General features: G+C 71.6%; 24 protein-coding genes and 1 tRNA gene. 16 read left to right on the forward strand and 9 right to left on the reverse strand.

Annotation, left to right across the window (positions count from 1 at the left end; all coding sequences use genetic code 11):
- The first annotated feature begins 73 nt into the window (after nucleotides 1-73).
- Together ACLVWQ_RS34395 and ACLVWQ_RS34400 are read left to right on the forward strand one after the other, a co-directional pair.
- Nucleotides 74-1,057: an aldo/keto reductase gene (locus ACLVWQ_RS34395; protein WP_414113155.1), complete on the forward strand. Its 984-nt coding sequence runs from the start codon at nucleotides 74-76 to the stop codon at nucleotides 1,055-1,057.
- On the forward strand, nucleotides 1,054-3,399 hold the full coding sequence (locus tag ACLVWQ_RS34400) for a helix-hairpin-helix domain-containing protein (protein ID WP_414113156.1): 2,346 nt from the start codon (nucleotides 1,054-1,056) through the stop codon (nucleotides 3,397-3,399). Before ACLVWQ_RS34395 ends, ACLVWQ_RS34400 begins: the two co-directional genes overlap by 4 nt.
- 211 nt (nucleotides 3,400-3,610) lie before the next feature.
- Here the strand turns inward: ACLVWQ_RS34400 and ACLVWQ_RS34405 are convergent, their stop codons facing one another.
- Nucleotides 3,611-4,366, reverse strand: a complete 756-nt coding sequence (locus tag ACLVWQ_RS34405) for a hypothetical protein (RefSeq protein WP_414113157.1) — start codon at nucleotides 4,364-4,366, stop codon at nucleotides 3,611-3,613.
- Between the two features lie 47 nt (nucleotides 4,367-4,413).
- Between ACLVWQ_RS34405 and ACLVWQ_RS34410 the strand changes: the two genes are divergently transcribed.
- The gene (locus ACLVWQ_RS34410) at nucleotides 4,414-4,602 is read left to right on the forward strand and encodes a DUF5703 family protein (RefSeq protein ID WP_414113158.1); all 189 of its coding nucleotides are present in this window, start codon (nucleotides 4,414-4,416) and stop codon (nucleotides 4,600-4,602) included.
- A 197-nt stretch (nucleotides 4,603-4,799) separates the two neighbouring features.
- Here ACLVWQ_RS34410 and ACLVWQ_RS34415 read toward each other — a convergent pair whose 3' ends face one another.
- Together ACLVWQ_RS34415 and chpH are read right to left on the reverse strand one after the other, a co-directional pair.
- Nucleotides 4,800-5,567, reverse strand: coding sequence for a chaplin (locus ACLVWQ_RS34415; RefSeq protein WP_414113159.1), 768 nt, complete (start codon nucleotides 5,565-5,567; stop codon nucleotides 4,800-4,802).
- Nucleotides 5,568-5,748: 181 nt separating this feature from the next.
- Nucleotides 5,749-5,982, reverse strand: a complete 234-nt coding sequence (gene chpH / locus ACLVWQ_RS34420; RefSeq protein WP_414113160.1) for a chaplin ChpH — start codon at nucleotides 5,980-5,982, stop codon at nucleotides 5,749-5,751.
- 278 nt (nucleotides 5,983-6,260) lie between these two features.
- Between chpH and ACLVWQ_RS34425 the strand changes: the two genes are divergently transcribed.
- The 11 genes from ACLVWQ_RS34425 (at nucleotide 6,261) to ACLVWQ_RS34475 (ending at nucleotide 17,326) form a co-directional block, all read left to right on the forward strand.
- Nucleotides 6,261-6,755, forward strand: a complete 495-nt coding sequence (locus ACLVWQ_RS34425; RefSeq protein ID WP_414113161.1) for a hypothetical protein — start codon at nucleotides 6,261-6,263, stop codon at nucleotides 6,753-6,755.
- Nucleotides 6,718-7,710, forward strand: a complete 993-nt coding sequence (locus ACLVWQ_RS34430) for a bifunctional lysylphosphatidylglycerol flippase/synthetase MprF (protein ID WP_414113162.1) — start codon at nucleotides 6,718-6,720, stop codon at nucleotides 7,708-7,710. Before ACLVWQ_RS34425 ends, ACLVWQ_RS34430 begins: the two co-directional genes overlap by 38 nt.
- Nucleotides 7,711-7,771: 61 nt before the next feature.
- Nucleotides 7,772-8,902 (forward strand): acyl-CoA dehydrogenase, encoded by a 1,131-nt coding sequence (locus ACLVWQ_RS34435; RefSeq protein ID WP_414113163.1) that lies wholly within the window; start codon nucleotides 7,772-7,774, stop codon nucleotides 8,900-8,902.
- 96 nt (nucleotides 8,903-8,998) lie between these two features.
- Nucleotides 8,999-10,147, forward strand: coding sequence for an SDR family oxidoreductase (locus ACLVWQ_RS34440; protein WP_414113164.1), 1,149 nt, complete (start codon nucleotides 8,999-9,001; stop codon nucleotides 10,145-10,147).
- On the forward strand, nucleotides 10,144-11,430 hold the full coding sequence (locus tag ACLVWQ_RS34445; RefSeq protein ID WP_414113165.1) for an aspartate aminotransferase family protein: 1,287 nt from the start codon (nucleotides 10,144-10,146) through the stop codon (nucleotides 11,428-11,430). The genes ACLVWQ_RS34440 and ACLVWQ_RS34445 overlap by 4 nt, the downstream gene beginning before the upstream one ends.
- 61 nt (nucleotides 11,431-11,491) lie before the next feature.
- Nucleotides 11,492-12,019 (forward strand): SRPBCC family protein, encoded by a 528-nt coding sequence (locus tag ACLVWQ_RS34450; RefSeq protein ID WP_414113166.1) that lies wholly within the window; start codon nucleotides 11,492-11,494, stop codon nucleotides 12,017-12,019.
- The gene (locus ACLVWQ_RS34455; RefSeq protein ID WP_414113167.1) at nucleotides 12,012-12,623 is read left to right on the forward strand and encodes a flavin reductase family protein; all 612 of its coding nucleotides are present in this window, start codon (nucleotides 12,012-12,014) and stop codon (nucleotides 12,621-12,623) included. The genes ACLVWQ_RS34450 and ACLVWQ_RS34455 overlap by 8 nt, the downstream gene beginning before the upstream one ends.
- On the forward strand, nucleotides 12,620-13,987 hold the full coding sequence (locus ACLVWQ_RS34460; protein WP_414113168.1) for an NAD(P)/FAD-dependent oxidoreductase: 1,368 nt from the start codon (nucleotides 12,620-12,622) through the stop codon (nucleotides 13,985-13,987). Before ACLVWQ_RS34455 ends, ACLVWQ_RS34460 begins: the two co-directional genes overlap by 4 nt.
- Before the next feature lie 101 nt (nucleotides 13,988-14,088).
- Nucleotides 14,089-14,778: a class I SAM-dependent methyltransferase gene (locus ACLVWQ_RS34465; protein ID WP_414113169.1), complete on the forward strand. Its 690-nt coding sequence runs from the start codon at nucleotides 14,089-14,091 to the stop codon at nucleotides 14,776-14,778.
- A gap of 10 nt (nucleotides 14,779-14,788) precedes the next feature.
- Nucleotides 14,789-16,231, forward strand: a complete 1,443-nt coding sequence (locus tag ACLVWQ_RS34470) for a cytochrome P450 (protein ID WP_414113170.1) — start codon at nucleotides 14,789-14,791, stop codon at nucleotides 16,229-16,231.
- A gap of 78 nt (nucleotides 16,232-16,309) precedes the next feature.
- Nucleotides 16,310-17,326 carry a hypothetical protein gene (locus tag ACLVWQ_RS34475; RefSeq protein WP_414113171.1) on the forward strand — a complete coding sequence of 339 codons (1,017 nt, stop codon included), beginning with the start codon at nucleotides 16,310-16,312 and terminating at the stop codon, nucleotides 17,324-17,326.
- Nucleotides 17,327-17,442: 116 nt separating this feature from the next.
- Here the strand turns inward: ACLVWQ_RS34475 and ACLVWQ_RS34480 are convergent, their stop codons facing one another.
- From ACLVWQ_RS34480 to ACLVWQ_RS34495, 4 genes are all read right to left on the reverse strand, one after another.
- Nucleotides 17,443-19,002, reverse strand: a complete 1,560-nt coding sequence (locus ACLVWQ_RS34480; protein WP_414113172.1) for an ABC1 kinase family protein — start codon at nucleotides 19,000-19,002, stop codon at nucleotides 17,443-17,445.
- Between the two features lie 94 nt (nucleotides 19,003-19,096).
- Nucleotides 19,097-19,738, reverse strand: coding sequence for a hypothetical protein (locus tag ACLVWQ_RS34485; RefSeq protein ID WP_414113173.1), 642 nt, complete (start codon nucleotides 19,736-19,738; stop codon nucleotides 19,097-19,099).
- Nucleotides 19,739-19,813: 75 nt separating this feature from the next.
- The gene (locus ACLVWQ_RS34490) at nucleotides 19,814-20,320 is read right to left on the reverse strand and encodes an RNA polymerase sigma factor (RefSeq protein ID WP_414113174.1); all 507 of its coding nucleotides are present in this window, start codon (nucleotides 20,318-20,320) and stop codon (nucleotides 19,814-19,816) included.
- A gap of 419 nt (nucleotides 20,321-20,739) precedes the next feature.
- A complete protein-coding gene (locus ACLVWQ_RS34495) occupies nucleotides 20,740-22,065 on the reverse strand; it encodes a M20/M25/M40 family metallo-hydrolase (protein WP_414113175.1) in 1,326 nt (441 codons plus the stop codon).
- A gap of 197 nt (nucleotides 22,066-22,262) precedes the next feature.
- Here ACLVWQ_RS34495 and ACLVWQ_RS34500 point away from each other — a divergent pair.
- Nucleotides 22,263-22,350, forward strand: a tRNA-Leu gene (locus tag ACLVWQ_RS34500).
- 166 nt (nucleotides 22,351-22,516) lie between these two features.
- Nucleotides 22,517-23,410 carry an NADP-dependent oxidoreductase gene (locus ACLVWQ_RS34505; RefSeq protein WP_414113176.1) on the forward strand — a complete coding sequence of 298 codons (894 nt, stop codon included), beginning with the start codon at nucleotides 22,517-22,519 and terminating at the stop codon, nucleotides 23,408-23,410.
- A 240-nt stretch (nucleotides 23,411-23,650) separates the two neighbouring features.
- Here ACLVWQ_RS34505 and ACLVWQ_RS34510 read toward each other — a convergent pair whose 3' ends face one another.
- Together ACLVWQ_RS34510 and ACLVWQ_RS34515 are read right to left on the reverse strand one after the other, a co-directional pair.
- Nucleotides 23,651-23,980 (reverse strand): hypothetical protein, encoded by a 330-nt coding sequence (locus ACLVWQ_RS34510; protein ID WP_414113177.1) that lies wholly within the window; start codon nucleotides 23,978-23,980, stop codon nucleotides 23,651-23,653.
- Between the two features lie 219 nt (nucleotides 23,981-24,199).
- Nucleotides 24,200-24,883 carry a siderophore-interacting protein gene (locus tag ACLVWQ_RS34515; protein WP_414113178.1) on the reverse strand — a complete coding sequence of 228 codons (684 nt, stop codon included), beginning with the start codon at nucleotides 24,881-24,883 and terminating at the stop codon, nucleotides 24,200-24,202.
- Nucleotides 24,884-25,147 lie beyond the last annotated feature (264 nt).

A 25,147-nucleotide genomic window follows, 5' to 3' on the forward strand; every position in this document is an offset into this window, starting at 1 on the left:
GTGTGCGAATCCGCAGATCCAGGTTGTCCACAGGACCCCACGTGTCGACTCGTGGCCAGTAATCTCAGGCCACATGGAGCAGAGGCATCTCGGCCGGACCGGCCTGCGCGTGTCCCGCATCGGGCTCGGCACCCTCACCTGGGGCAGGGGCACCGACGAGCACGACGCCGCGGACCTGTTGAAGGCGTTCTGGGAGGCGGGCGGCACCCTCGTCGACACGGCCGACGTGTACGGGGACGGGGAGGCGGAGTATCTGCTCGGACAGCTCATGGAGGGGCTGGTCCCGCGCCGGGACCTGGTGATCTCCACCAAGGCGGGCAGCGTGCCCGACCCGGACCGGCGTTTCGACGGCTCGCGGGGCCACCTGCTGTCCGCCCTGGACGCGTCGCTGGCCCGGCTCGGCACCGACTACGTCGACCTGTGGCAGATCCACGCCTTCGACGCGGACGCACCGCTGGAGGAGACGCTGCAGGCCCTGGACATCGCTGTCAGCAGCGGCCGGGCGCGGTATGCCGGGGTGTCGAACTTCTGCGGCTGGCAGCTCGCGAAGGCGGCGACCTGGCAGCTCGCGGCCCCCGGGATACGCACGCGACTGGCCAGCACTCAGATGGAGTACTCACTGCTGCAGCGCGGCGTCGAGCGCGAGGTGCTGCCCGCGGCACTGGACCTGGGCATCGGCCTCCTCCCGTCCTCCCCGCTGGGCCGGGGCGTCCTGACCGGCAAGTACCGGCACGCGACGCCCGCGGACTCACGGGGCGCCTCGGAGAGCCTGGCGCCGTTCGTCGCGCCGTATCTGGACGACGCGGCGAGCCGCATCGTGGACGCGGTGGCGACGGCCGCCGACGGCCTCGCGGTGACCGCGCTCCAGGTGGCCCTGGCCTGGGTCCGCGACCGGCCCGGGGTGGCCGCCCCCATCATCGGCGCGCGCAACGCGCCGCAGCTCACGGCCGCGTTGTCAGTGGAGACCCTTAGTCTTCCTGACGAGATCTGCAGAGCGCTCGACGACGTGTCGGCGCCCGTGCACCACTATCCCGATCACGACTGGAGCACGCTGTGACCACGGAGCCGTCCGCCGCCGCGGAGGAAGCAGAGCCGGGGACGACGGACGCGGGTCCCGAGTCCGAGTCCGGGACCGAGTCCGAGTCCGAGTCCGGGACCAGGGCTGAGTCCGAATCCGGGAGCGAGGCCGGGACCGGGAGCGAGGCCAGGAGCGAGGCCGAGGCCGGGAGCGAGGCCAGGAGCGAGGCCGAGGCCGGGAGCGAGCCGGGGGCCGAGTCCGCGGGTTCCTCTGGTGGGGAGCCCGCCGCCGAGGCCGGCGCGGTCCAGCTGTCCGAGGCCGAGGCCGAGTTGGCCGCGCAGCGGGCGCTGCGGGAGCGGATCGAGCGCCGCAAGGCCGAGAAGGAGGGCCCGGTCCTCGCCGGGACGCGACTCAGCGGGAAGGCCGCCGATCTGCTGGCGGCCGTCCGGGCGGTGGAGAGCGGGGAGAAGGCCCCGGTGAGCGTCTTCAGCGACCCGGAGCCCGCGCCGCGCAGGGCCGCGCCTGAGCCGGTGCGGCGCCCGCAGGCCGTGCCCACCGGCGCCCCGGCGTCGATGGCCTCGGAGTCAGTCGACGCGGTGCGTGCCGTACTCGTCCGCGGCGGGGCCCCGGAGACACTGGCACCGCAGGCCGCCGCCACCCTCGGTGAGGGAGCGGACGGACAACTGCGCGAGGACCCCTGGCAGTTGCTCCGCGTCGCGGGGGTGCGGCCCGAACAGGCCGACGGGTTCGCCCGTGCCCTGCTGGGCGCGGAGTGCGGGCCGGACGACGAGCGCCGGGGCCGCGCGGTCACGGTGTGGCTCCTCGAACAGGCCGCGCTGGCCGGCCACACCGCCCTGGAGGCCCCGGCGCTGCACGCCGCGCTCGCGCAGCGCTCGGTGCCCGACCCCGACGCCGCCGTGCAGAGCGCCCTCGCGGAGGGCGACGCCCTGGTCTTCCAGGACGCGCTGGACGAGCCCGGTGCGCCGCCGGCTCCCCGCCGGTCCGCGGAGGACACCGGAGCCGAGGAGGACGAGGAGGGCGCCGAGGGCGAGGAGACCCGCCCCGTGCGCGTCCTGATCGGCCTGGAGCGGTACGCACTCGCCGAGGAGAGCCTCGCCGACGGGCTCGCCCGGGTGGTCAACGCCCTGCCCAAGGACGACGGTTCGGCCACGGCCTGGGAGCCGTCCGCGACGGGCTCGGCCGCCGAGCTGATCCGCGCGGTCGCGGGCCACGGACTCGTCCTGCACACCGGCGGTGAGGCGTCCCGCGCGGAGGCCGCGTCCCTGGTGACGGCCGCCCGCGCGCTCGGTCTGCGGGTGTGCGCCGCCGCGCACCATCCGGACGGCCGCCACCGCTTCGCCGGGCTGCTCGCCGGCGCACAGGAGACCCAAGGCACGCAGGAACCCCGAGAGGCGCAGGAGACTCAGGTCGTGGCCACGGTCGCCGGTCTGCTCTCCGGCGAGGAGGGCCCAGGGCGGGACCGGGACGGCATGCTCCGGACCGATCTCCTGGTCGTGCTCGACGCCCCGCAGCTCGACATCGAGAGCGCGGCGATGCTCGCCGAGTCGCTGCCCGACGGCGCCCGGCTGGTGCTGAGCGGGGACCCCGGTGTTCTGTGGTCGGCGGGTCCAGGGCGGGTCTTCGCGGATCTGCTCGCCGCGCGGGTGTGCCCGCAGATCGCCTCGCGGACCCCGGATCCGGGCCCCGTCGGCGAACTGGTCTCGGGCATCGGCATCGGCGAGCTGAACCAGGTCGAGGCCCCCGGCAAGGAAGTGGTGATCATCCCGGTGCGCGACGCAGGGGAGGCGGTTCACCGCACCGTGCAACTGGTCGCCGACTCGGTGCCGCGCGCCATCGGCATCCCGGCCGAGCAGACCCAGGTGATCACTCCGGGCCACGGCGGCGCCGCGGGCACCCGGGTGCTCAACGCCGCGCTGAAGGAGCGGCTCAACCCGGGCCCCGGCCGCTTCGGCGGCTTCGACCCGGGCGACCGCGTCGTGTACGCCGCCACGCCGGGCCGTTCCGTCCCGGGCCACGTGGTGAAGGCCGACGCCGCCGGACTGCATCTGGAGTGCGCGGGCGCGGCCGTCGTCGTGCCGAAGGAGCGGGTGGAGCAGACGGTGCGGCTCGGCTGGGCGCTCACCGCCCACCAGGCCGTCGGGGTCCGCTGGCCCGCCGCGGTGGTGGTGCTGCCCGGTGACGCCGCTCAGGCGCTCTCCAGGCCCTGGGTCTACACCGCCTTCGGCCGCGCCGACCGGCATCTCTCCGTGGTCCACGGCGTGGAGCAGGCACTGCCGCGCGCGGTGGCGGAGGTCGCCGCGAAGCCCCGTACGACCAGACTGCCGGCGCTGCTCACGGCCCAGGTACCGGCCTCGGGCTGAGCCGCACGACGGCGCGACGAATGCGGCGGCCGGGGGCGCAGCGCGGCACAACGCGTACCGGCAGGCCCTGGGCCGTGGCGGTGAGGGTCGTTTTCGGCGGGGCGAGCGGGGCCGGACGTGCCGGTGGCGGGCACCTGGCTCCTCGGCCAGGCGCCCGCCACCGGTGGGGATCGGCGGACCGTCAGCGGTCCCTCCGCCGTCGGTCAGCGGGTCAGCGGTCCGCGTCCTGCGCTGTGCGGCCCCCGCCCCCACCGAAGCCGCCGTCGCGTCCCGGCCCGCCGGTGTCCTCCGCCTCGACCTCGACGTCGGTCACCGTCTCGTCCTCGATGTCGTCCTCGATGTCGTCATCGCCGTCGTCGTCGAAGACCGCGCTGACGTCGAAGCGGCACACCACCTGATGCGTGTCGGCCTGGTCGAACGGGGCCTCCAGCCACTCCCCCGGCTCGGCCGGTTCGTCCGCGGCGGTCACCCACAGCGTGGAGTCGCCCTCCTCCAGACCGAACTCCTTGTGCCGGGACGCGATCTCGTCGGGCTCGAACTCGCCGAAGAGGACGACGAGCGCACCGTGCACGGTCCCGGACGCGGCGTCGAAGCCCGCCGTCACGACCCCGGGCTCCTCCACGGCCTCGACCCGCTGGGCCTGTGCCAGCAGCCGCTGCGGCTCCGCCACCACGTAGTCCCGGCGGATCAGCACGCTCAGCGCGTTGGGCTCCTCCGGCCCGGTGTACGGCGGCAGGGCGTCGTCCGAGCCGGGGATCTCGAAGGGGGTGACCTCGTCATAGCGGTCGTAGAGGAGCTCGTCGTACTCCTCCGCGGCCGCCGCCAGCTCGTTGAACGCCTCGTAGACGGTCGGGTCGTCCTCACCCGACCGGCGCTCGACCGCCGCCAGGTGGCGGTCGAGCGCGGTCTTGACCGCCTCGGCGGCGGCGCGTACCTCGGCAGCGGTGGGCTGCGCAGCATCAGACATAGTGCAGACGCTATCCGTACACGGCCTCCGGACGCACAATAGATGCGATGCCGGAATACGAATTTGTCAACGTGTATGTGCCGCGCGGGGTCTCCCGCAAGGAAGCGACACGCCTGCTGACGGACCATGCGGAGTACGGACACTGGGAGTTGGACCGCCTCAGCCTGCATCGCGACGGCAGCCGCAGGGTGCGGTTGCGCCGACGGATCATCCGCCAGGTGCGTGCCACGTGGTGACGCGGGACGACTGAGACGACGACCGAGACGGAGCGGGCCCCGTGTGCGGGCCCGCTCGGTCCGCCCTGTCAGGTCCGCCCTGTCAGGGCCGTGATGCCGGGTCCGCCCTGCCCGGAGCGGCTCGCGCGGACGAAGACCGCCATCGACAGGACGATTTGTGACGCTATGGCACCTTTCAGAGTGCCGTGGCGGCCGCCTCACGCAGCAGAGGCACGTGCCTTGCGGTAGAGCACGGTGCCCGCCAGCAGCGCGCCCGCGCCCACCGGCAGCGCGACACCGAGCGGCAGGTCGCTGCCGGTCTGCGCGAGATGCGCCGAGCCCACGGACCGGCCGGCGGCCTGGGCGCCCGGGGCGTTCGCGTGCGAGCCGCCCGCGTTTCCGTTGCCGGATCCGCCGGGCCGGCCATGGTCACCAGGCCGACCGGGCTCCACGGGCTCACCGGGCCGCTGCGGCTCTTCCGGCCGCCCCGGCCCGCCCGGCGGGTTCGGCCGACCACCGTCGGCGTCGCCGCAGGTGTTGCCCGTGGCCGCGTTGCCGATACCGCCGACGGAGACGCCGTTGCCGCAGACGTTCACCGGTACGTCCACCGGGATCTCCACGTGGTTGCCGGAGCCCACACCGGACGAGCCGCCCGCGTGCCCCCCGGCCTGCGCTCCACCGCCCGAGCCGTGGTGCCCCGAGCCCCCGTTCCCGTGATGACCGGAGCCGCCTCCCTTGCCGCCGCCCCTGTCGGCGCACTTGTCGCCGAACGCCGGGTTGAGCAGGCCGACCACGTCCACGGTGTTGCCGCAGACGTCGACCGGCGCGTGCACCGGCGCCTGCACCGAGTTCCCGGAGAGCACGCCCGGGGAGCCCGAGGTGGTGCCGTGCGCCCCCGAGTCGGCGTGCGCGTAACCGCCGGTGGCCGCGAGGACGCCGGTCGCGGCCGCCACCGTCATCAGGCCTTTGCGGGTGACCTGTCGCATAGCTTTTCCCTGCCTTGTGAGCCGTGTCGGTTCAGGAACGCGCACGCGCCGGACGCACATACGCGCGGTACGGAACGTCGGCGGCCCCGGAGCGCATGGGGCGCACTCCGGGGCCGCGGACTCAGACCCTCATGACTTCAGGCCTTCATGGGGTGCAGGCCCTCATGAGGTGAACACAACGTCAGCTGTTGACGCAGGTGTTGCCGAAGGCGGGGTTCAGCAGCCCGATCACGGAGACCGTGTTGCCGCAGACGTTCACCGGGATGTGGATGGGCGCCTGGATGACGTTGCCCGAGAGCACGCCGGGGGAGTGCACGGCAGCACCCTGGGCACCGGAATCGGCAGCCGCCATACCCGCGCCGGCGAGAACCAGGCCACCCGTGGCGGCCGCAGCGGCGACGATCTTCTTGATCATTATTCCTCCTTGTTGGCAAAAGGTGATCCCAACCGCGGATCACATGAGCTGTAACGAGGAGGGAGTAATAGGGCTACGAGCTTATGAGCGCATTCACTCGTCTCAGTCACCCCCGCACACGCGGACGATTACCGGAGAGCGTCGCGGCGGATTCACACCGAGCGGGCCCGACGGACGCACGCAAGCGGGTCGACAAAGAGAACATTTCGGACTCCTGTTTTTCCCCCGAGGGTTACCACCGCTTCCTCCGTAAACAAGGGTGAAGAGCGGAGGAGCACATGGACGCGAAGAACAGGTTCGAGACGCGAACCACCTTCTTTCTCCTGCGACTGGAATGGCTGGGTGGTCTCGCGGTGTGTTCCGCGCTCACCGTGCGGCACTTCTCGGACATACGGTGGGCGGTGTTCATCGGGCTCTTCGTCGTCATCGACGCCATCGGCTACGTACCCGGCGCCGTGGCCTTCCGCAGGAGCCCCGACGGGAACATCTCGCACTGGTACTTCGTGGCGTACAACACCATGCACAGCCTGGTGACGGCAGGTGTCGTCGCCGGCCTGTGGGCGTTGCTGGTGAAACCGGAATGGGCACTGCTCGCCCTCCCCCTGCACCTGCTGGGCGACCGCGCGCTGTTCGGTAATTCACTCAAACCGTTCGGTGTACGTTTCGAACCGGACCCGCATCCGGCATACGTCGATTTCGAGTGGAGATACTCCACGTCAACCGGAAGGAAATCCGATGCCTCCCGAAGGGGAGCGGGCACCGTCCGTCTTTGATTCCCTGGTCCGCCACAGTGACGATCCGAGCTCCTTCCTCGCCCTCAACGAGGGCAACGAATACTTCCGGGACCCTCGTTTCGACGGCACCTGTGTGTTCCGCCGGTCCGGACGCCACCTTCTGCAGTTCGCGGGTCCGGTCGCGGCGACGGAACAGCGCGCAGGACTGCTGGACGCCTTCGTGGCACAGGCCCGTCCGCACCGGGTGGTCGCGGTGCAGCTGCAGCGCGCGGACGCCGAGCTGTACGCGGCGCGCGGGTTCACGGTGAACCAGCTGGGAGCGTCGTACGCGGTCGAGCTGGCCCGGTTCACCCTGCGCGGCTCCCGTTTCGTACGGCTCCGCAACAAGATCTCCCGGGCCCGCCGTGCCGGTCTCGACGTCGTCGAGGCCGACCCCGTCGACCCGGCCACCGCGGCGGAACTGGACCTGATCGACCGCGCCTGGCTGCGCGGCAAGGGCCGGCGTATCAAGGAGATGCGGTTCATGGTGGGCGAGCGGACCGGACCGGCCCAGCGCCACCGGCGGCTGTTCCTGGGGCGGATCGGCGACACGACCGTCGGGTACATCAGCTACTCCCCCGTGTTCGGCAGCCGTCCCGGCTGGCTCCACGACCTGAGCCGGCGCTCCCCGACCGCTCCGCCAGGGGTGATGGAGGCGCTGAACGCGACCGCGATGGAGCGGATGTCGGCCGCCGGTGAGCGCTGGCTCCACTTCGGCTTCACCCCCTTCACCGGACTGTCCGCCGAGCACGAACTGCCGTCCGCGAGCCGTGCCTTCGCCCGCTGTGTACGGCTGCTCGCCGAGCACGGCGAGCGGATCTACCCGGCCGCCGCGCAGCTCGACTACAAGGAGAAATGGGCGCCGCACGCCGTGCTGCCCGAGTACATCGCCTTCCAGGGGCGGCCTGGCCCGAGAGCCGTGTGGCAACTGCTGCGCGCCACCCGGGCGCTGTGACCCGGCGGCTTCCGAGCCGTCGGCCTGGAGTTTCAGGGCAAGCCAGAACAACGGGGAGAACATGAGATTTCTGGAGCGCGAACGCGCCATTCTGACGAAGCTGCTGCCGGGTCTGGACGAGAGTCTGCGCGCGGTGCCGCTCATGGAGCTGGAGGGCCCGCGCAGTCCGGGCATCCGGCTCTTCCGCGACAGCGGCGGCCCCGGCCTGGTGGTGCCGGTCCCCTGCCAGGGGAAGGGCGCCACCGCCCTGGACGCCCTGCGGGTGCAACGGGCCCTGGGCAGCAGGTCGCCGTCCCTCGCGGTGGCCACCACCATGCACCACTTCTCCATGGCCACCCTGGTCGGTCTGATGGACGACGCCGAGGGCCTGGGCTGGATGCTCGTGGAGGGCGTGGCGTCCGGTAACCGGCTGGTGGCCTCCGGCTTCGCCGAGGGACGTCCCGGCGCCGGCATCCTGTCCCCGTCGATGACCGCCACGGCGGGGCCCGACGGGCTGCGGATCAGCGGGGTGAAGCGCCCCTGCAGTCTGGCCCGGTCGATGGACCTGCTCACCGCCAGTGTCATGGTGCCCCGGGCGGAGGGGCCGGGCGAGGAGCTGGCGGTGGCGCTGGTGCCCGCCGAGAGCGAGGGCGTGAGCGTCAGCGGATTCTGGTCCAGTTCGTTCCTGTCGGGGGCGGAGAGCGACCAGGTCACCCTCACGGACGTGCTGGTGCCGCCGGAGCTGCTGCTGCGGACCTCGGCCCCGGACGGGCAGCTGGACGACCTGCAGACCGCCGGCTTCGTCTGGTTCGAGCTGCTGATGACGGGGAGCTACCTCGGGGCCGCCAGCGCGCTGGTGGAGCGGGTGCTGTGCAACGAGCGGGTGCCCGAGTCCGAGCGGGTCCGGCTGCTGGTGGAGGCGGAGGGCGCGATGTCCGCCGCCGAGGGTGTCGCCCGCACGATCGACGAGGGCTGTTGCGACGCGTCGACGCTGGCCGACTCGCTGTACGTCCGGTACAGCGTCCAGGACGCCCTCGCTCGCATGGTCCCGCGGGCGGTGGAACTGCTCGGCGGACTCAACTTCATGAGTTCGGACGAGGTCGGCTATCTCGCCGCCTGCGCCAACGGGCTGTCGCTGCACCCGCCGTCCCGGACCAGGATGACCGGCCCGCTGGCGGCGCACCTGGCCGACGGCCCGCTCGTCATCGCCTGATCCGGTCCCGGTCACCGCGCTCAGCGCTCGGCACTCAGCACCCGCGCCCCGTAAGCCGCAGCTCACCGCAAGGCATCCGATGGGAGTCCCTCAACCATGCCGCCAGAACCCAGTGTCCAGCCCCGAAGCAGCCGGCCCCGACCACGTGACGAACGCCCGACCCTGTTGCTCACCGGCGCCGCGGGCGTACTCGGCCGGGCCCTGATCGACGAGTTCCACGACGACTACGACGTGGTCTGCCTGCGCCACAGCACCCCCCTGGACGACCCCCGGGTACGGGAGGTCACGGCGGACCTGCAAGCCCCGGACCTGGGGCTCTCGGCCGACCAGCGGCGCGAACTCGGCGCCGGGGTGGACGTGGTGGTGCACTCCGCCGCGGCCACCAACTGGCGGGCGGCCCCGTCCGACATCTGGCGCACCAACCTCGACGGCACCCGGTCCATGCTCGCTCTGGCGGCCCGTGTCGACGCCCCCTTCTTCTACATGAGCACCGCCTTCGTGGCGAACCCGCTCGCGCCCGAGGAGCAGCAGCGGTTCCCGGGCGCGGCGGCCTATCTCGCCTCCAAGAGCGCGGCCGAGGAAGCTGTCAGGTCGGCTCGCGTACCCGGCGTCGTCCTGCGGCCCTCGGTGGTCATGGGTGACTCGTCCACCGGCCGGATCGCCCGGATCCAGGGACTGACCCGGGCCCTGGGAGGGATGGTCAAGGGCCAGGTCCCGGTGCTTCCCGGCTCGGACGGGTCCAGGATCGACATGGTGCCGCAGGACATGGTGGCCCGCGCGGTGGGCGACCTGGTCAGGGCGGGGACCACCGAGGGCGAGTACTGGCTGACCGCCGGGCCCGAGGCGATCCTGCAGCGGGAGGTCGTCGACGTCTGCCTGGAGTTCGCCGAACGCCACGGTGAGCGCCCGCATCCGCCGCGGCTGATCCCCCTGGAGGCGGTGCACCGGCTGCTGCTGCCGCTCCTGGAGGGGCCGTCGTTCCCGCAGTCCGTGCGGCGCCGGCTCCAGGACTACGCGGAGCTGCTGCTGGTCTTCCAGCGGGAGTTGCCCTTCGCGTCCGACATGGGGACACCGCACTGCGGCGAGGCCCCCACCCGGGCCGCGATCCGGTCGGCCCTGATGCGCAACGTGGAGTGCTGGGCGACCGGCCGGGGCGGCCTGCGCCACCTGCGCGGTCCGCAGCCGGCCTCGGCTCCGGCTCCGGCCGCGACTCCCGCTCCCGCTCCGGCGGAGCTGGCCTCATGACCGCCGCGCCGGTGGCCGTCCACCCGGCCGGGGTGTCGCGTCCCGAGGTGTCCCGTGAGGAGACCGCCGAGCTCTACCGGCGCCATCTGGGCTCCGGCCGGGCCGTCATGGGCGCGGTGCTCGGCGGCATGGTCGAGGTGTACTCCGAGGGCGCCTGGGTGCACACGGACGACGGGCGCCGCTATCTGGACTTCGGGGGCTACGGCGTCTTCATCCTGGGCCACCGCCATCCCGCGGTCGTCGAGGCCGTGCACCGGCAGCTGGACGCCCATCCCCTGGCCACCCGGGTGTTCCTGGAGCCGGTCGCCGCCCGCGCCGCCGCCGCGCTGGCCGCCCGCACGCCCGCCGGCCTCGACCACGTCCACTTCGTCAACTCCGGTACGGAGGCCACCGAGGCGGGGCTGAAACTGGCCCGCGCGCACGGCCGCAACGCCCTGGTGACCACCGTGTCCGGGTACCACGGAAAGACCCTGGGCGCGCTCAGCGCCACCGCCAACACCCTGTACCAGCGGCCCTTCGAGCCGCTGCTCCCGGACACCACGCAGGTCGCCTACGGGAGTGCGGCCGAGCTCGAGGCCGCACTCGCCGAGCGCCGCGACCGGGCCTGCGTGATCCTGGAGCCGGTGCAGGGCGAGGGAGGGGTACGCGTGCCGCCTCCCGGATATCTGGCGGAGGCGGCCCGGCTGTGCCGCGCGTACGGGGCCTTCCTGATCGTGGACGAGGTGCAGACCGGTCTCGGCCGCCTCGGCACCTGGTGGGGTGTGGACACCGAGGGCGTGGTGCCGGACGTCCTGCTCGTCGGAAAGGGGCTGAGCGGCGGCGTCGTACCGGTGGCCGCGATGGTGGCCACGAAGGACGCCTACGGTCCGTTCTCCCGCGACCCGTATCTGCACACCTCCACCTTCGGCGCCTCGCCGATCGCCTGCGCCGCCGCCCTGGCCTCGGTGGAGACGATGGAGCGCGAGGACATCGTGGGCCGGGCCGACTCGCTGGGCCGGAGTCTGCTCGACGGCGTCCTGGAGGTCTGCGCGCCCTACCGGGGCCGTCTCGTGCACGAGGTCCGCGGCCGCGGGCTGCTGATCGGCGTCGAGTTCGCCCAGGCGCAGGCCGTCGGCGAGACGCTGCTCGAACTCGTGGCCCGCGGCGTCCTGGTGAACCACTCGCTGAACTCCACACGAGTGCTGCGGCTGACACCCCCGGCCATCGCGGGACCCGACGAGACCGGACTCTTCCTCACCGCCCTCGCCGAGGCGCTGCGCGCCGTGCGCGCACGCCTCGGCTGACCGTCCCGCCCCGCGCTCCCGCGGTCACGGCATCGGCACCACACATCGGAGAGAACGAACCATGCGCCAAGTGACGGTACGGATGACGGCTCAGGGCATCGACCCCGAGAACGCCTACCGAAGGATCAGTGACTTCCGCCGATACCCCGAACTCACCAGCACCGTGCACCAGGTCGATGTGCACCCGCCCCGGCCCGACGGCTCGGTGGTCTCCGAGTGGACGGTCGCCTTCCGCAACGGCCTGATGCGCTGGACCGAACGCGACGTCTTCTCGCCGCTCACCCACTCCATCGCCTTCGAGCAGCTCACCGGCGACTTCGAGACCTTCGAGGGCACGTGGGCCTGCGAGCCCCACCGGGACGGCACCACCATCACCTTCCGGGCCTCGTTCGACCTGGGGATCCCGACCCTGGCGGAGATCCTCGACCCGGTGGCCGAGTCGACCCTGCGCACCAACATCGAACAGATCGTCCAGGGGCTGCTCGGCTCGGAGTCACCGGTCTCGGTGTCACCGGTCTCGGTGTCACCGGTCTCGGTGTCACCGGTCGCCGGGTCACCGGCGGAGTTCGCGGACGCCGCGCATGGCTGACCCGGCCCGGACACGGGCCACCGCACAGGCGCGGCCGCGCCGCCCGGACGAGGAGGTGCGGGACGAGCCAGGACCGGACACCGCGCACTGCCTGCGCCTGTACGCGAAACTCGCGTCCGGCGTCACCGTGATCACCGCACAGGGCGCGCACGGTCCCACCGGGATGACGGTCTCCTCTCTCACCTCGCTGTCGGCCAGGCCGCCCCTGCTGCTCGCGTGCCTGCACCACGGTTCGCACACCCTGGCGGCGGTGCGGACGCAGGGCGTGTTCGCGGTGAACCTGCTGCGGGAGGAGCAGCGGCCCCGGGCGGCCCGTTTCGCGGATCCGGCGGCCTCGCCCGCGGAGCGGTTCTGCGGCGTACCGACCCGTACGGTCCTGGGGGCGCCGGTGTTCGGTGACGCGCTGGGCTGGTCGGTCTGCCTGGTCGAGGACATCCGCCGGTACGGGGACCACAGCACGGTGGTGGGCCGGCTGGCCGCGGTGCGGGTGGCGTCGGGTCGGCCACTGCTCTGGCACGACCGGGACTTCCACGCCCTGTCGGCGGCATCGACATCGGCGGCATCCGGGTCCGACGGGCCGTTGACCGTGGGAGCGCCGCGGTGAACCTGTTCGCGGGGGGCACGCCCTGCTGGGTGCCCGGTGACCCGGCCGGACGGGACGGCGGGGACCCGCTGCCCCTGGTACGTGGCCGGCTCGACGCCGATGTCGTGGTGGTCGGGGCCGGGCTGGTGGGGCTGTCGACGGCGTACCACCTCGCGGAGCGCCGGCCCTCGCTGGACATCGCGGTCGTGGACGCGCGGCGGCCCGCGGCGGGTGCCAGCGGGCGCGGTACCGGCCTGCTGGGTCCCCGGGTGGGCCCGCCGATCGACAAGGCGGTACGCGGTCACGGCCCGGCCGTCGCCCGGCGGATGCACGAGGCGAGCGTCGAGGCGGTACGGCACACCGTGGACCTGTGCGCCCGGCTCGGCGTGGCCTGCGCGGACGGGGACCAGATCGTCGCCGCGCGGTCCCGTACGGGGCTGGCGTCGCTGGTACGGCAGGCCGCCGCCTATCGCGCCCTGGGCCTGGACGTACCGGTGCTGAGCGCCGCCGACATCCGGCGCCGGGCCGGTGTGCCCTACCAGGCGGGTCTGCTCCACCGGCACACCGCGACCCTCGACCCGGCCGCGCTGACGGCGGCTCTGGCGCGGGCCTGCGCGGACAAGGGGGTACGGCTGTACGGCGGCAGCCCGCTGCGGGAGGTGCGCGGCGGGGACGGATCCGCGCCCGAGCTGGTGTTCCCGCACGGCTCGGTCCGGGCGCCGCGGGCGGTGCTGGCGGTGAACGCCGAGGCGGCCGGGCTCGGACTGCCGGTGGGCACGGTGCTTCCGCTGGAGGTGCACGCGGTGGCGACCGAGCCGCTGCCCCCGAAGACACGTGCGCTGCTCGGTGGAGGCGGTCCGGCGGTGATCGACGCCGTGCCACCGGCTCCGTACTTCCGGCTCGCCGAGGACGGCCGGCTGGTGGTGGGGGGCGGGACCGTCCTCCAGCCGGACGGCGTCGGGCCACGCCGTACGGCGGCGCAGCGGGTCTTCGCGTGGCACCGGCTGGAGCAGTGGCTGAGGGCGCTGCACCCGGCCCTGGCGGAGGTGGAGGTGACGCACCGTTGGGCGGGCCGGATCGGGATGACCGGGGACGGGCTTCCCGTGGTGGGGCCGGTCCTGGGGCGTACCGGCGTCTGGTACGCGGGCGGCTGCAACGGGCACGGCCTGGCGATGTCGGTGGCGCACGGGGCGTACCTCTCCGAGGCGCTGCTGGGTGGCGCGGACCGGCCGGAGCAGCTGCCCTGGCACCGCTCCCGGGCCCCGCGGCTGCCGGTGTCGGGCCCCGCCCGGCCGTTGGTACGGGCCTACTTGGCCGCACTGGACCGGACCGTGCTCCGCGGGGCCTGTCCCGAGCTCGGACCCAGGACCGGACCCCGGAATTGAGGCGCCGGGGACCGGCCCGCCGGCCGGTCCCGGAAGCAGTACGCACGCACGCCGTGCAGAGGCGACACGCACACAGGACCGCTCGTGAAAGGAGCCCCACAATGATCGGCACGATCGGCACGCTGCTGGCCAAGCCGCTGGAACTCATGGAAGCGAACTTCCGCAAGCCCACCGGGAGAGCCGGCCGGTTCTTCGGAAACCTGATGGCGGTGCAGCACCGCAGTCTCACCGAGTGGGCGATCGAGCACATGGACGTGCGCGGCCACCAGCGGGTGCTGGACATCGGCTGCGGCGGGGGCATGGCGGTGAAGCTGCTGTCGCTGCGGACCCCGCAGGGGTTCACCGCCGGGGTGGACTACTCGATGGAGATGGTCGCGCAGGCGGTGCGGCGCAACGTGCCCGGGATCGCGCGCGGCCGGGTCGAGGTCCGGCACGGCGACTGCCGGGAGTTGCCGTACGAGGACGCCTCGTTCGACCAGGTGTGCGCGATCGAGACCTTCTACTTCTGGCCGGATCCGATGCGCGGCCTCGCCGAGGCGTACCGGGTGCTCAAGCCGGGCGGCCAGGTCTCGGTCACGCTGGAGATGAGCCGGGAGGCCGGTGCCGACCCGTCCATGGTGCAGCGGTTCTTCGGCCGGCGTTTCACGGAGCGTTCGGAGCGCGACGGGCTGCACATCCTCTCCGGTGACGACCTGGTGGACCGGCTCACCAAGGCCGGTTTCCAGGACGCCCGGTTCGTGTCGGAGCCGAGCAGGTCGCTCGGCTGGGTCTGCGCCCTGGCGCGGAAGTGAGGACGGCCCGATGACCGAGGTACGCGCGTACGCGGCGGTGCCCGCCCCCCGGGTGGAGGGGCTCCCGGTGCTGGGCAGTGTCCTGGACTTCAGGCGCGACATCCTGCGGACCATGCACCGGGGGCTCGCCTCCCACGGTGACCTGGTGCGCTACCGGCTCGGCACGGTGGTGGTGCACGGGGTGTCCAGCCCGGAGCTGGCCGGCGAGGTGCTGACCGACACGGACCGGTTCGGCAAGCTCGGGCCGGACAACCCGCTGCGGCTCGTCCTCGGCGAGGGCCTGCTGACCAGCGACGACCACAAGAGCTGGCTGCGCAACCGCCGGATGATGCAGCCGATCTACACCAAGCAGGCCCTCGCGGACATGTTCACCACGATGGGTGTCTCGGCGGCCGAGCAGATCTCGCACATGTCGGCCCGCTATCGCACGGGCTCGGTCGTGGACCTGCACACCGAGATGATGCGGGTCACCCTGGACATCGTCAGCCGCTGCATGTTCAGCACGGACGTGAGCCGGACCCTGGCCGGGATCGGACCGGACGCGGTGGACGTCGCGATCAACTACGCCTTCGACCGGCTGCAGAACCCGTTCAGCCCGCCCACCCACTGGTCGACGCCGCGCAACCGGCGCTTCCACCAGGTCATGCGGGGACTCGACGACCTGATCTACCGGATCATCGCGGAGCGCCGGCAGTCCACCGGAAGCACCGCCGCCGGTGCGTCCACCGCCGCCGGGCACGGGGATCTGCTGGACATGCTGCTGGCCGCCCGTGACGCCGACACCGGTGAGGGGATGACCGACCGGGAGCTGCGGGACGAGGTGATCACCACCTTCGCCGCCGGGCACGAGACCACCGCGATCACGCTCACCTGGGCCTTCTATCTGCTCACCAGGAACCGTGAGGTGCTGCGGCGGGTCCAGCGGGAGGTGGACGACCACGTGGGCGACGAGCTGCCCACCCCGGAGGACCTGACGGCCATGCCGTACACGCTGCGGGTCTTCGAGGAGGCCCTGCGGCTGTACCCGTCGGCGCCGATCGTCCCCCGGCTGGTGCGGCGGGACACCGAACTGGGCGGCTACCGGATGCCGGCCGGGTCACGGGTCCTGGTCAACCTGTTCAACATCCACCGTCACCCTCGGCACTGGCCGGACCCCGAGGGCTTCGACCCGGACCGTTTCCTGCCGGACGCCAGGAAGGGCCGTCACCGCTTCGCCTATCTGCCGTTCGGGGCGGGGCCCCACCTGTGCATCGGGAAGCACTTCGCGCTGATGGAGGCCCATCTGCTGCTGGTCGCCCTGGTACGCCGCTGGGAGTTCCGGCATGTCCCCTCGCACCGGGTGGTGAACCACGCCACCATCACTCTGCGGCCCCGGCACGGGATGCTGATGACGATGCATCAGCGGACGCCGTCGGCCGCGCGCCCCGCTCAGCGCCCCGCCCGAGCGCAGTGACCCACTGCCGCGGCGCGGCAACACGTCCGGGAGCGAAGCCCCGGAAGACGAAGACCCGGAAGAGAAGAACGGACCTCGATGAACGCTGACCCTGGAATCGCCGGCCCCGAGCGCGTCAACTGGACCCGGTACCGGCCGGGCCAGCAGGCCGGTCACTACGAGAGCTTCTACCAGCGGGGCAACCACCCCACGGAGCCCCGCGCCTTCTGGATCAGGTACACGATCTTCAGCCCCGCGAAGATGCCCGAGGCGGCCATCGGCGAACTGTGGGCGATCTACTTCGACGGGGTCACCGGACAGCACGTGGTGGCCAAGGAGGAACACCCGGTCGCGGACTGCCACTTCAGCACCGACTCGTTCAGCGCCCGGGTCGGCGACCGGCTGCTGGAACCCGGCCGTCTCAAGGGCGAGGCGACGGGTCCGGACGGCAGCGTCGGCTGGGATCTGACGTACACCGGGGACGAGCCGCCGCTCTTCCTGCTGCCGCAGAAGATGTACACGGGCGGGTTCCCCAAGGCCAAGAGCCTGGTCGGCACGCCGCTCGCCGAGTACAGCGGCAGCCTGCGCGTCAACGGCGAGAGCGTCTCCGTCGACGGCTGGCGGGGCAGCCAGAACCACAACTGGGGCAGCCGGCACACCGATCACTACGCCTTCGGGCAGGTCGCCGGCTTCGACGGGGAGCCCGACAGCTTCCTGGAGATCGTCACCGCCCGCGCCAAGATCGGCCCGCTGAGCACTCCGAAGGTCACCTTCCTCGTCCTGCGGCACCAGGACCGCGAGTACTCGCTGGTGTCGCTGCGGCAGGCGCTCTCCGCCCGTGCGGACTTCGGCTACTTCTACTGGGACTTCGCCAGTTCCGACGGGACCGTCGACATCCGCGGCCGGATGAGCGCCCCGGGAGAGCGGTTCGTCGGACTGAACTACTACAACCCGCCCGGCGGGATCAAACACTGCCTCAACACGAAGATCGGCTCCTGCACGGTGGAGATCGTCAACCGGATCACCGGCAAGCGGGCCGAGCTCAGGACCGACAACCGCGCCCTGATGGAGATCCTCACGGACGACCGTGAGCACGGTGTCCCCATCCGCGCGTGACGGACAGGACTTGACGCCTGCGCGAGGCTCGGCGCAGCACTTGGCGCGGGGCTCGGCGCCAGGGGGGCCGAAGGGGGCCGGCCCCTTCGCCTCACCACGGCCGCCGCCGCTGCCGCTCAGCGGGATCTGCGGCGGTGGTCCAGCAGCAGTGCCATGGCGCCCAGGGCGAGCAGGCCCCGGTGGGATCCGCGCTCGCCCCCCATGGCAGGTGACGTCCGCGGCTGGTGGACCTGGAGCGCGAACCGCTGGTTGGCGGTGTCGGCCAGCAGTCCGCGCAGCTGCTCGGGGCTCGTGCTGGCGGTGACCATGAGGTCCATCGTCGTACGGGCCAGCTGCTCCATCGAGACGAACTCGCTGAGCAGGGACAGCAGGATGCCCCGGACCTCGCCCTTGAAGATCTCCGCCAGGGACAGTTCGGGCGCCAGACAGCGCACCGAGCCCTCCAGGTTGGCGAAGGACTTCCCGAGCAGGGAGATCGACGGCGCGGAGCCGATCCCCCGCTTGCTGGCCTTCGCCAGCACGGTGGTCAGCGAGACGCCGAAGTTGAGCTCGTCCAGCGAGGCGTTGGCGATCTTCGGGACCAGGGCCGCCATGTCGGCGGCGAACGCCGGCAGGTTCGCCCAGGCGGTGATCTTCCCCATGTCGGCCCAGGCGCGGGCCAGGCCGTGTCCGTCGTTCTGTGCCAGTGCCATCAGCAGCGGAAGCAGTTGCAGACTGGTCCGCTTGTCCAGGCGTCCGACCATGCCCCAGTCGATCAGGGTCGCCGGCTCCCCCGGCATGGCGAAGACGTTGCCCGCGTGCGGATCCGCGTGGAACGTCCGCTGGACGAAGTAGCCGCGGTACATGAACCGCAGCAGGTCCTTGCCGATGTCGGTGCGCTCGGTGTCGCTGAACGACCCGCGGTCCAGATGCCGTACGGACATGCCGGGAGCCATCGACTGCACCAGCACCCGGGGCGTGGCCGACAGGACCTCGGGGACGGCCAGCGTGCGGAAGTCCCGTACCGCCTCCTGGGCCTGTTCCATGTTGCGCGCCTCGCCGGTGAAGTCCAGCTCGGGCTCCATGGCGTCGAAGATCGAGCCGAGCATCCCCTCGACGTCGATGACCTCGTTGAACCGGGGCGCCGCGCGGGCCACGATCCGGGCGGCGCGGCGCAGCAGGACCATGTCCGCGTGCACCGCCTCGCGGATCGCGGGCCGCTGGATCTTCACGACCGCCGGGCGCCCGCCGGGCAGGGCCACGCGGTAGACCTGGGCGAGGGACGCGGCCCCGAGGGGTTTCACCGTGTCGATGTCGTCGAACCGGAGCTTCCAGTCGGGGCCGAGGTCACGCTCCAGGACGGGCTCGAACGTGGAGAACGGCTGTACGTCGACCTGGTCGTGCAGGTTCTGCAGCTCGGCGATCATCGACGCGGGGACCATGTCCGGCCGGGTGGAGAGGATCTGGCCGAGCTTCACGTAGAACGGCCCCAGGCTCTCCAGGGCGTGCCGTACGGCGCGGGCACGCCGCCGGGCGTCCCCGGCCGAGGCGGAGGCGAACGCCTCCTCCTCCGCCGGTGACCTGCCGTCCCTTCTGGATCTGCTGCGTCCCCGCGCCGTGTGACCGACCTCGTCGGCGATCAGACTTCCCAGCACCTTCACGACCAGCCGGAGCCGGTCGCCGACCAAGGTCCTCACTACGCGGGTTCCCCTCCTGGGGTGCTGCGCTGTCCGGCCCGGCGGACCGGGCCGGACAGCGGATCGACGGCGGAGCGACAGAACTGCGGTGGTGCTACTTCTTGACCGGCTGCCGGACGACGCCGGCGGCGCCCGCGACGTCCTTGACGGCGTCCAGGGCGCCGACGAGGGTGGCGAGCAGGTCGGTCAGCCTGGCGAGCTGCTGGGGCAGTGTCGCCAGGGACTCGGCCAGGCCGCCGAGGTCGTTCGCCGTGCCCGCGAGCTGGCCGACGGCGCCGAGCGGATTGGTCAGGGCGGCGAGCGGGTTGGCCGCCCCGGCCAGTGCCGCCAGCGGGTTCGCCGCCGCGGCACCTCGGCCCCCGGCACCTGCCAGCGCGGCAAGCGGGCCGGCCGCCCCCGCGAGGGCTCCGAGGAGGTTCGCCGCGTCCGGGCCGCGGTCCCGGTCACCCGCGCCGGCGCCCGCCAGGGCGGCGAGCGGGTTCACCCCCGCGAGCGCGGCCAACGGGTTGGCCATGGGGTTCGCGCCACCGCTGATAGCGGCCAGCGCCTGCAGCGCCCCGGCCGGTGTGCCGGCCAGGGCCGCCAGCGGGTAGCCGGCGGAGAACCAGTCCGGGGTGTTGGACTTATTGGATTTGCTCGGCGGGTCGAGGAATTCGTTGAAGGCCCGGTTCGAACTGTCGGCGATATCGCTGAGGAAGTTCTTGATGGTGTCCTGCGTGCTCGGCTTGTCAGCCACTTTTGCGAGCGTCCTTCCCGAATGGGCATCATGGAATCGACATGGAATCGACCAGGATGCCGGACTTTTTTCCGGTTATCCGCGAGGTTCACCCAGGGATTTACTGCACACATTGCGGAGCCGCGCTCTGCCACGCGTGAAAGCACCCTCGGCGGCCTTTACGGAAATCTGGTTGATGCGGGCGAACTCGGCGATGGAGATTCCATCGGCCCGCGCGAGCATGACCTGCCGTTCCCGGCCGCTGAGCTGATGGGCCTGCCGGAGCAGCCAACGGCCGAACTCCCGGTCGCAGACGGCCTCTTCCAGCATCTCCGGCTCTCGTCCGGTGGTGGTGCGCTGCAACAGCCGCAGGCAGCGCTCCCGCTCCCGGTAGTAGTCGACGCACAGCCGCATGGCGACCGAGGTCAGGAAGGCACCGAGGCGATCACGGTCCAGGTCGCGGTGGGCCGCCGCGCGCAGCATGGCTTCCTGGACGCAGTCCTCGGCGTCGTGGGGATTTGGCAGTCGGCGGCGCACCAGTCGGATGAGTCGTTCGCGGTGCTGGATGACGTCATACCAGGAGGAATCGCAGAACGAGTGCATGCACATAACCAATGGTCGAAGGACGGGAAAGCACGTGATGGTTCTTTTCGTGCACGCTCGCCGGGAGCGCGATTAACCATTTTCTCCTGCCCTTCTCTATTTCGAGGCAGACAGAATTTTTCATGCCCTGGGGGCGGATAAGCAAACACGCCCACCGGATCCGGTCCTTCGTTGGAACGAGAAATGAGAGGAAGCTGTCGAGAGCGCCAAGGGGTGCGCTACAATCCACAGATCTCTGGATACTAGTAATACATTCGGCTAATCTGGGCCGTCCGCGAATGCCCGCGTTTCCCGGGTTCATCGGCGGGGTTCATCGGCTGGACCCCGGGCTCCACTTCACCGGTGGGGTGGTCACACGGATGAAGTGGAGCGGGTCTCAAGGCCGGCGTGGCGCGCACACGTCCCGTTCCCGGGGAACTTCAGGACGCTTCGATGAAGCGGTCGAGCACGCGCACTCCGAACTTCAGTGCGTCGACCGGCACCCGCTCGTCGACCCCGTGGAACATCCCGGCGAAGTCCAGCTCCGGCGGCAGCTTCAGCGGGGCGAAGCCGAAGCAGCGGATGCCGAGGTCGTCGAAGGACTTGGCGTCGGTACCGGCGGAGAGCATGTACGGGACGGCCCGCGCGATCGGGTCCTCGGCCGAGAGCGCGATCTGCATGGCGTCCACGAGGGCCCCGTCGAAGGTGGTCTCCAGCGCCTTGTCCGCGTGCACGTCCTCGCGCTTCACGTTCGGGCCGAGGATCCGGTCCAGGTCGGCGAGGAACTCCTCCTCGTAGCCCGGCAGATAGCGGCCGTCGACGTGCGCGGTGGCCTGCCCGGGAATCACGTTCACCTTGTAGCCGGCGCCCAGCTGGGTCGGGTTGGCGGTGTTCTGGAGCGAGGCGCCGATGAGCTTGGCGATACCGCCGAGCTTGGCCAGCGTCGCGTCCATGTCCTCCGGGTCCAGCTCGGTGCCGAGGGCGTCGCCGAGCTCGTCCAGGAAGTGCCGCAGCGTCTTCGTCACGCGTACCGGGAACTTGTGCCGGCCCAGCCGCCCGACCGCCTCGGACAGCTCGGTGATCGCGTTGTCCCGGTGGATCATCGAGCCGTGCCCGGCGGTGCCGTCCACGGTCAGCTTCATCCAGTGCATGCCCTTCTGGGCGGTCTCCACCAGGTACAGCCGCAGGTTCTCGTTGACCGTGAAGGAGAATCCGCCGACCTCGCCGACCGCCTCCGTCACGCCCTCGAAGAGGTCGGGGCGCTTGTCGACGAGGTACTTGGCGCCGAACGTGCCGCCCGCCTCCTCGTCGGCCAGGAACGCCAGCACGAGGTCCCGGGGAGGCTTACGGCCGCTGCGCACCCGTTCGCGTACGACCGCGAGGGTCATCGCGTCCATGTCCTTCATGTCGACCGCGCCCCGGCCCCACACGCACCCGTCGGCGATCTCGCCGGAGAACGGGTGGTGCGTCCAGTCCTGGGCGTTCGCCGGTACGACGTCGGTGTGGCCGTGGATGAGCAGGCCGGGCCGCGAGCGGTCCTCCCCCTCGATCCTGACCACCGTGGACGCCCGGCCCTGGTGCGACTCGAAGATCTCCGGTTCGAGACCCACCTCGGCGAGCTTCTCCGCGACGTACTCGGCGGCCTTGCGCTCGCCGGGGCCCGAGTGGTCGCCGTAGTTGCTCGTGTCGATCCGGATCAGCTCGCGGCAGAGGTCGACGACCTCGTCCTCACCCTTGATGCTCCTGGTCGTGTCCTGCTCGCTCACGCCGTTTCCTCCCACTGTCACTGCTGGTGGTCCCTCTCATCCTCTCTCTCCGGTCCTCCCCGCCCAAGGCCGGACCACGCCCGGACCACGCCCGTCACACGCCGTTCACGCCCGGACGGCCCGTGATCGGGGGCTCTCGAAAGCCTGGTAATGTTTCCTTCGTCGCCGCGAGGGGAACCCCGCGCGACAGACACCTTGTCCGGGTGGCGGAATGGCAGACGCGCTAGCTTGAGGTGCTAGTGCCCTTTATCGGGCGTGGGGGTTCAAGTCCCCCCTCGGACACCAGTATGTGAGCACCAGCTGAGACCCCACTTCGGTGGGGTTTTTTGCGTTTCCGGGTCCGGCGAACGAGCCGCAGCCCTCTGTCGCACGCCCACCTCCCCCGTGACACCACCGGATTCAAACTTGCACCGGTTTCAAACCACTAACCGATAGTGCTACGGTCCACGACATGAAGAGAGTGAGCTTTGCCGAGTTCGGCGGTCCCGATGTTCTGCGCCTCGTGGACGCCGAGGAGCCCCACGCGGGCCCAGGTCAGGTACGTGTCGCCGTGCGGGCGGCCGGCGTGAACCCGTACGACTGGCGGCTCCGCGAGGGCCAGTTCCAGACGTTCCGCCCGATCGAACTGCCCTCCGGGAGCGGCCGGGACGCCGCCGGAGTGGTGGACGAGGTCGGCGAGGGGGCCGACGGGGTCGAGATCGGCGATCCCGTGTTCGGCGAGGGCTCGGACACCTACGCCGAGTTCGCCGTGCTGTCCGCCTGGGCCCGGATGCCCGAGGGGCTGACCTTCGAAGAGGCGGCCGGGTACCCGTCCGTGGTGGAGACCGCGCTGCGCGTCATCCGCGAGGTCGGTGTACGGCCCGGACAGACACTGCTGGCCAGCGGCGCGTCCGGAGGGGTCGGCTCGGCGGTGCTGCAGATCGCCCGTGAGCGCGGCATCACGGTGATCGGCACCGCCGGCGCCGCGAACCAGGACTATCTGCGGAGCCTGGGCGCCCGCGCCACGACGTACGGCGAGGGCTGGGTCGAACGGGTGCGGCGGCTCGGCCGGGTCGACGCGGCCCTCGATCTGGCCGGCTCGGGCGTCCTCGGCGAACTCGTCGAACTGACCGGGGATCCGCACAAGGTCGTCACCATCGCGGACCTCGACGCGCCGAAGTTCGGTGTCCGGTTCTCCGGAGTGGCCGGGAACGTACCGGACGCGCTGGCCGAGGCCGCAGACCTCATCGCACGGGGCAGGCTCCACATCCCGGTGGAGAAGTCGTACACGCTGGCCGACGCCCCGGCGGCACACGCCGACAGCCAGGCGGGCCATACGCGCGGACGCCGGGTGATCGTCGTCTGAGCTGAGCCCGCCCTTCGAGACGGCACCGGGGCGGACGCGTACCGCGGATGCCGACGCTCAGACCGCAGGGGCCGCCTTCTCCGTCTTCGCTGCCTCCAAGGGTGCGGCGGTGGCCACACCCGACACGAGGAAATCCACGGCGACTGCCGCCGTGACGACACCGGCGCGTGTGAGTACGGTCCGTCTCACCATGTCATCGGTGTTGCCGCACATGTCGGTCTGTACGCCTTCGTACCTTCCTCAAAGAATGATGACGAGGGTGGTGAGGGCGAGCGTGGGCAGAGTGGCGGCCGCGGCGCTCAGCAGCCAGTAGGTCCCCGGTGTCAGGCGTGTGCGGCGTCGGATCGGCAAGTTGATCAGCCACCACATGAGGAAGAACAGCGTGAGGACCGGCCCGGCGAGCAGCAGCCAGGGCAGGACACCGTCGTTCTCCGTGGGATTCCTCCCGGCGAGGCCGAGTCCGGCCAGTGGCCAGTTCGCGGCGAAGTAGTACACCAGCCAGGCCGGCACGATGCCCGGGATCCCGAGCACCATGTTGACCGCGAAGGGTACGGGCCAGCTCCTGCCCATGTGTCCGGCCTCGTTTCTTGATCAGTTCGCGGCCGTACCGATCGGCGTCTTCGCCGATGCCGTTGCACCTGGCCGGCAGACGCTGGGTTTCGAACACGTCGCAGGTCTCGTCCTCGTTTTTACGGACCTCGATTGTCACCCAGGCGAAGATCTGCCCCCATCCGGTGCCGCAGTCGTCCCTCAGCCTCCGGTGGCGGACTGAGGCGTACGCGCCGGCCGTCAGTCCATGCCCTTCCTGCCCGGCGTCCAGAACGGCTTGGTCAGGACCGCGCGCCGGTCCCAGCCTGCTTCCTGGAGCACCCGTCGCACCGCTTGCACGTCCCGTGCCTCCCCGGCGACATACGCGATCCCGCCCGGTTCGGGAGCGAGATGTCGTACCGCGTCCGGCAGTGATGTCTCGCCCCGGAGCACCCAGTCGAGCCGGTCGCCGCCCGCCAGGGGCAGTCGGTCCGCGGCTGTCGCCGTCTCGACGCACCCGGAGACGACGGCTTCCTCGGGCAGTGCCGCGAGCATCGCGCCGAACGCGACCGAGGCCGTCTCGTCGCCGACGAAGAGGTGGCGGGCTGCGTCGGGACGCAGCGTGAAGGTGCCCTCGGGTCGCCTCAGCCGCACCTGTTCGCCTGTCGCCACGGTGCGGCCCCAGCGGGCGCCCGGTCCGCCCGCCGCGTGGTCCAGTACACACAACTCGACGCCGCCGGACGGGTCGTAGTGCCAGATCGAGTACGTACGGAGGGTGAGTCCGCCGACCAGGACTCTCACCTGCTGGCCGGGCCGGACATCCAGCCCGGCCAGTTGTCCGCCGTCGATGCGCAGCCGACGCATCCGGGCGGTGACCTGCTCGGCCTCGGTGACGGTGCCTCGTACGGTCAGAAGATCGAGGACGGGGTTCAGGACAGCGGGCATGAAGGGTTCCTCAACGGGATGGGTTGCCGACTCAGCGGGAGGCCGAACTCGAACGCGATAGTACGCGTTTGCGCGAGGTCGCGATAGTGCGTGCGCGCACCGGGGGCCGCGCCGGCCCGTTCGCGGGCGCCCTGACAGTCCTTGACAGTCCTTGTCGGCGAAGGCGGAGGTCCTCTTCGAGGCGTGCGTGCGTGGACGACACCGAGGAGGAACTCGCCGTCGAGCCGTGTTTCCGGGATGTGTGGGGTAGATCTCGTCAGGGTG

It is taken from the genome of Streptomyces sp. CWNU-52B (genome assembly GCF_047444975.1).
Classification (GTDB): Bacteria; Actinomycetota; Actinomycetes; order Streptomycetales; family Streptomycetaceae; genus Streptomyces.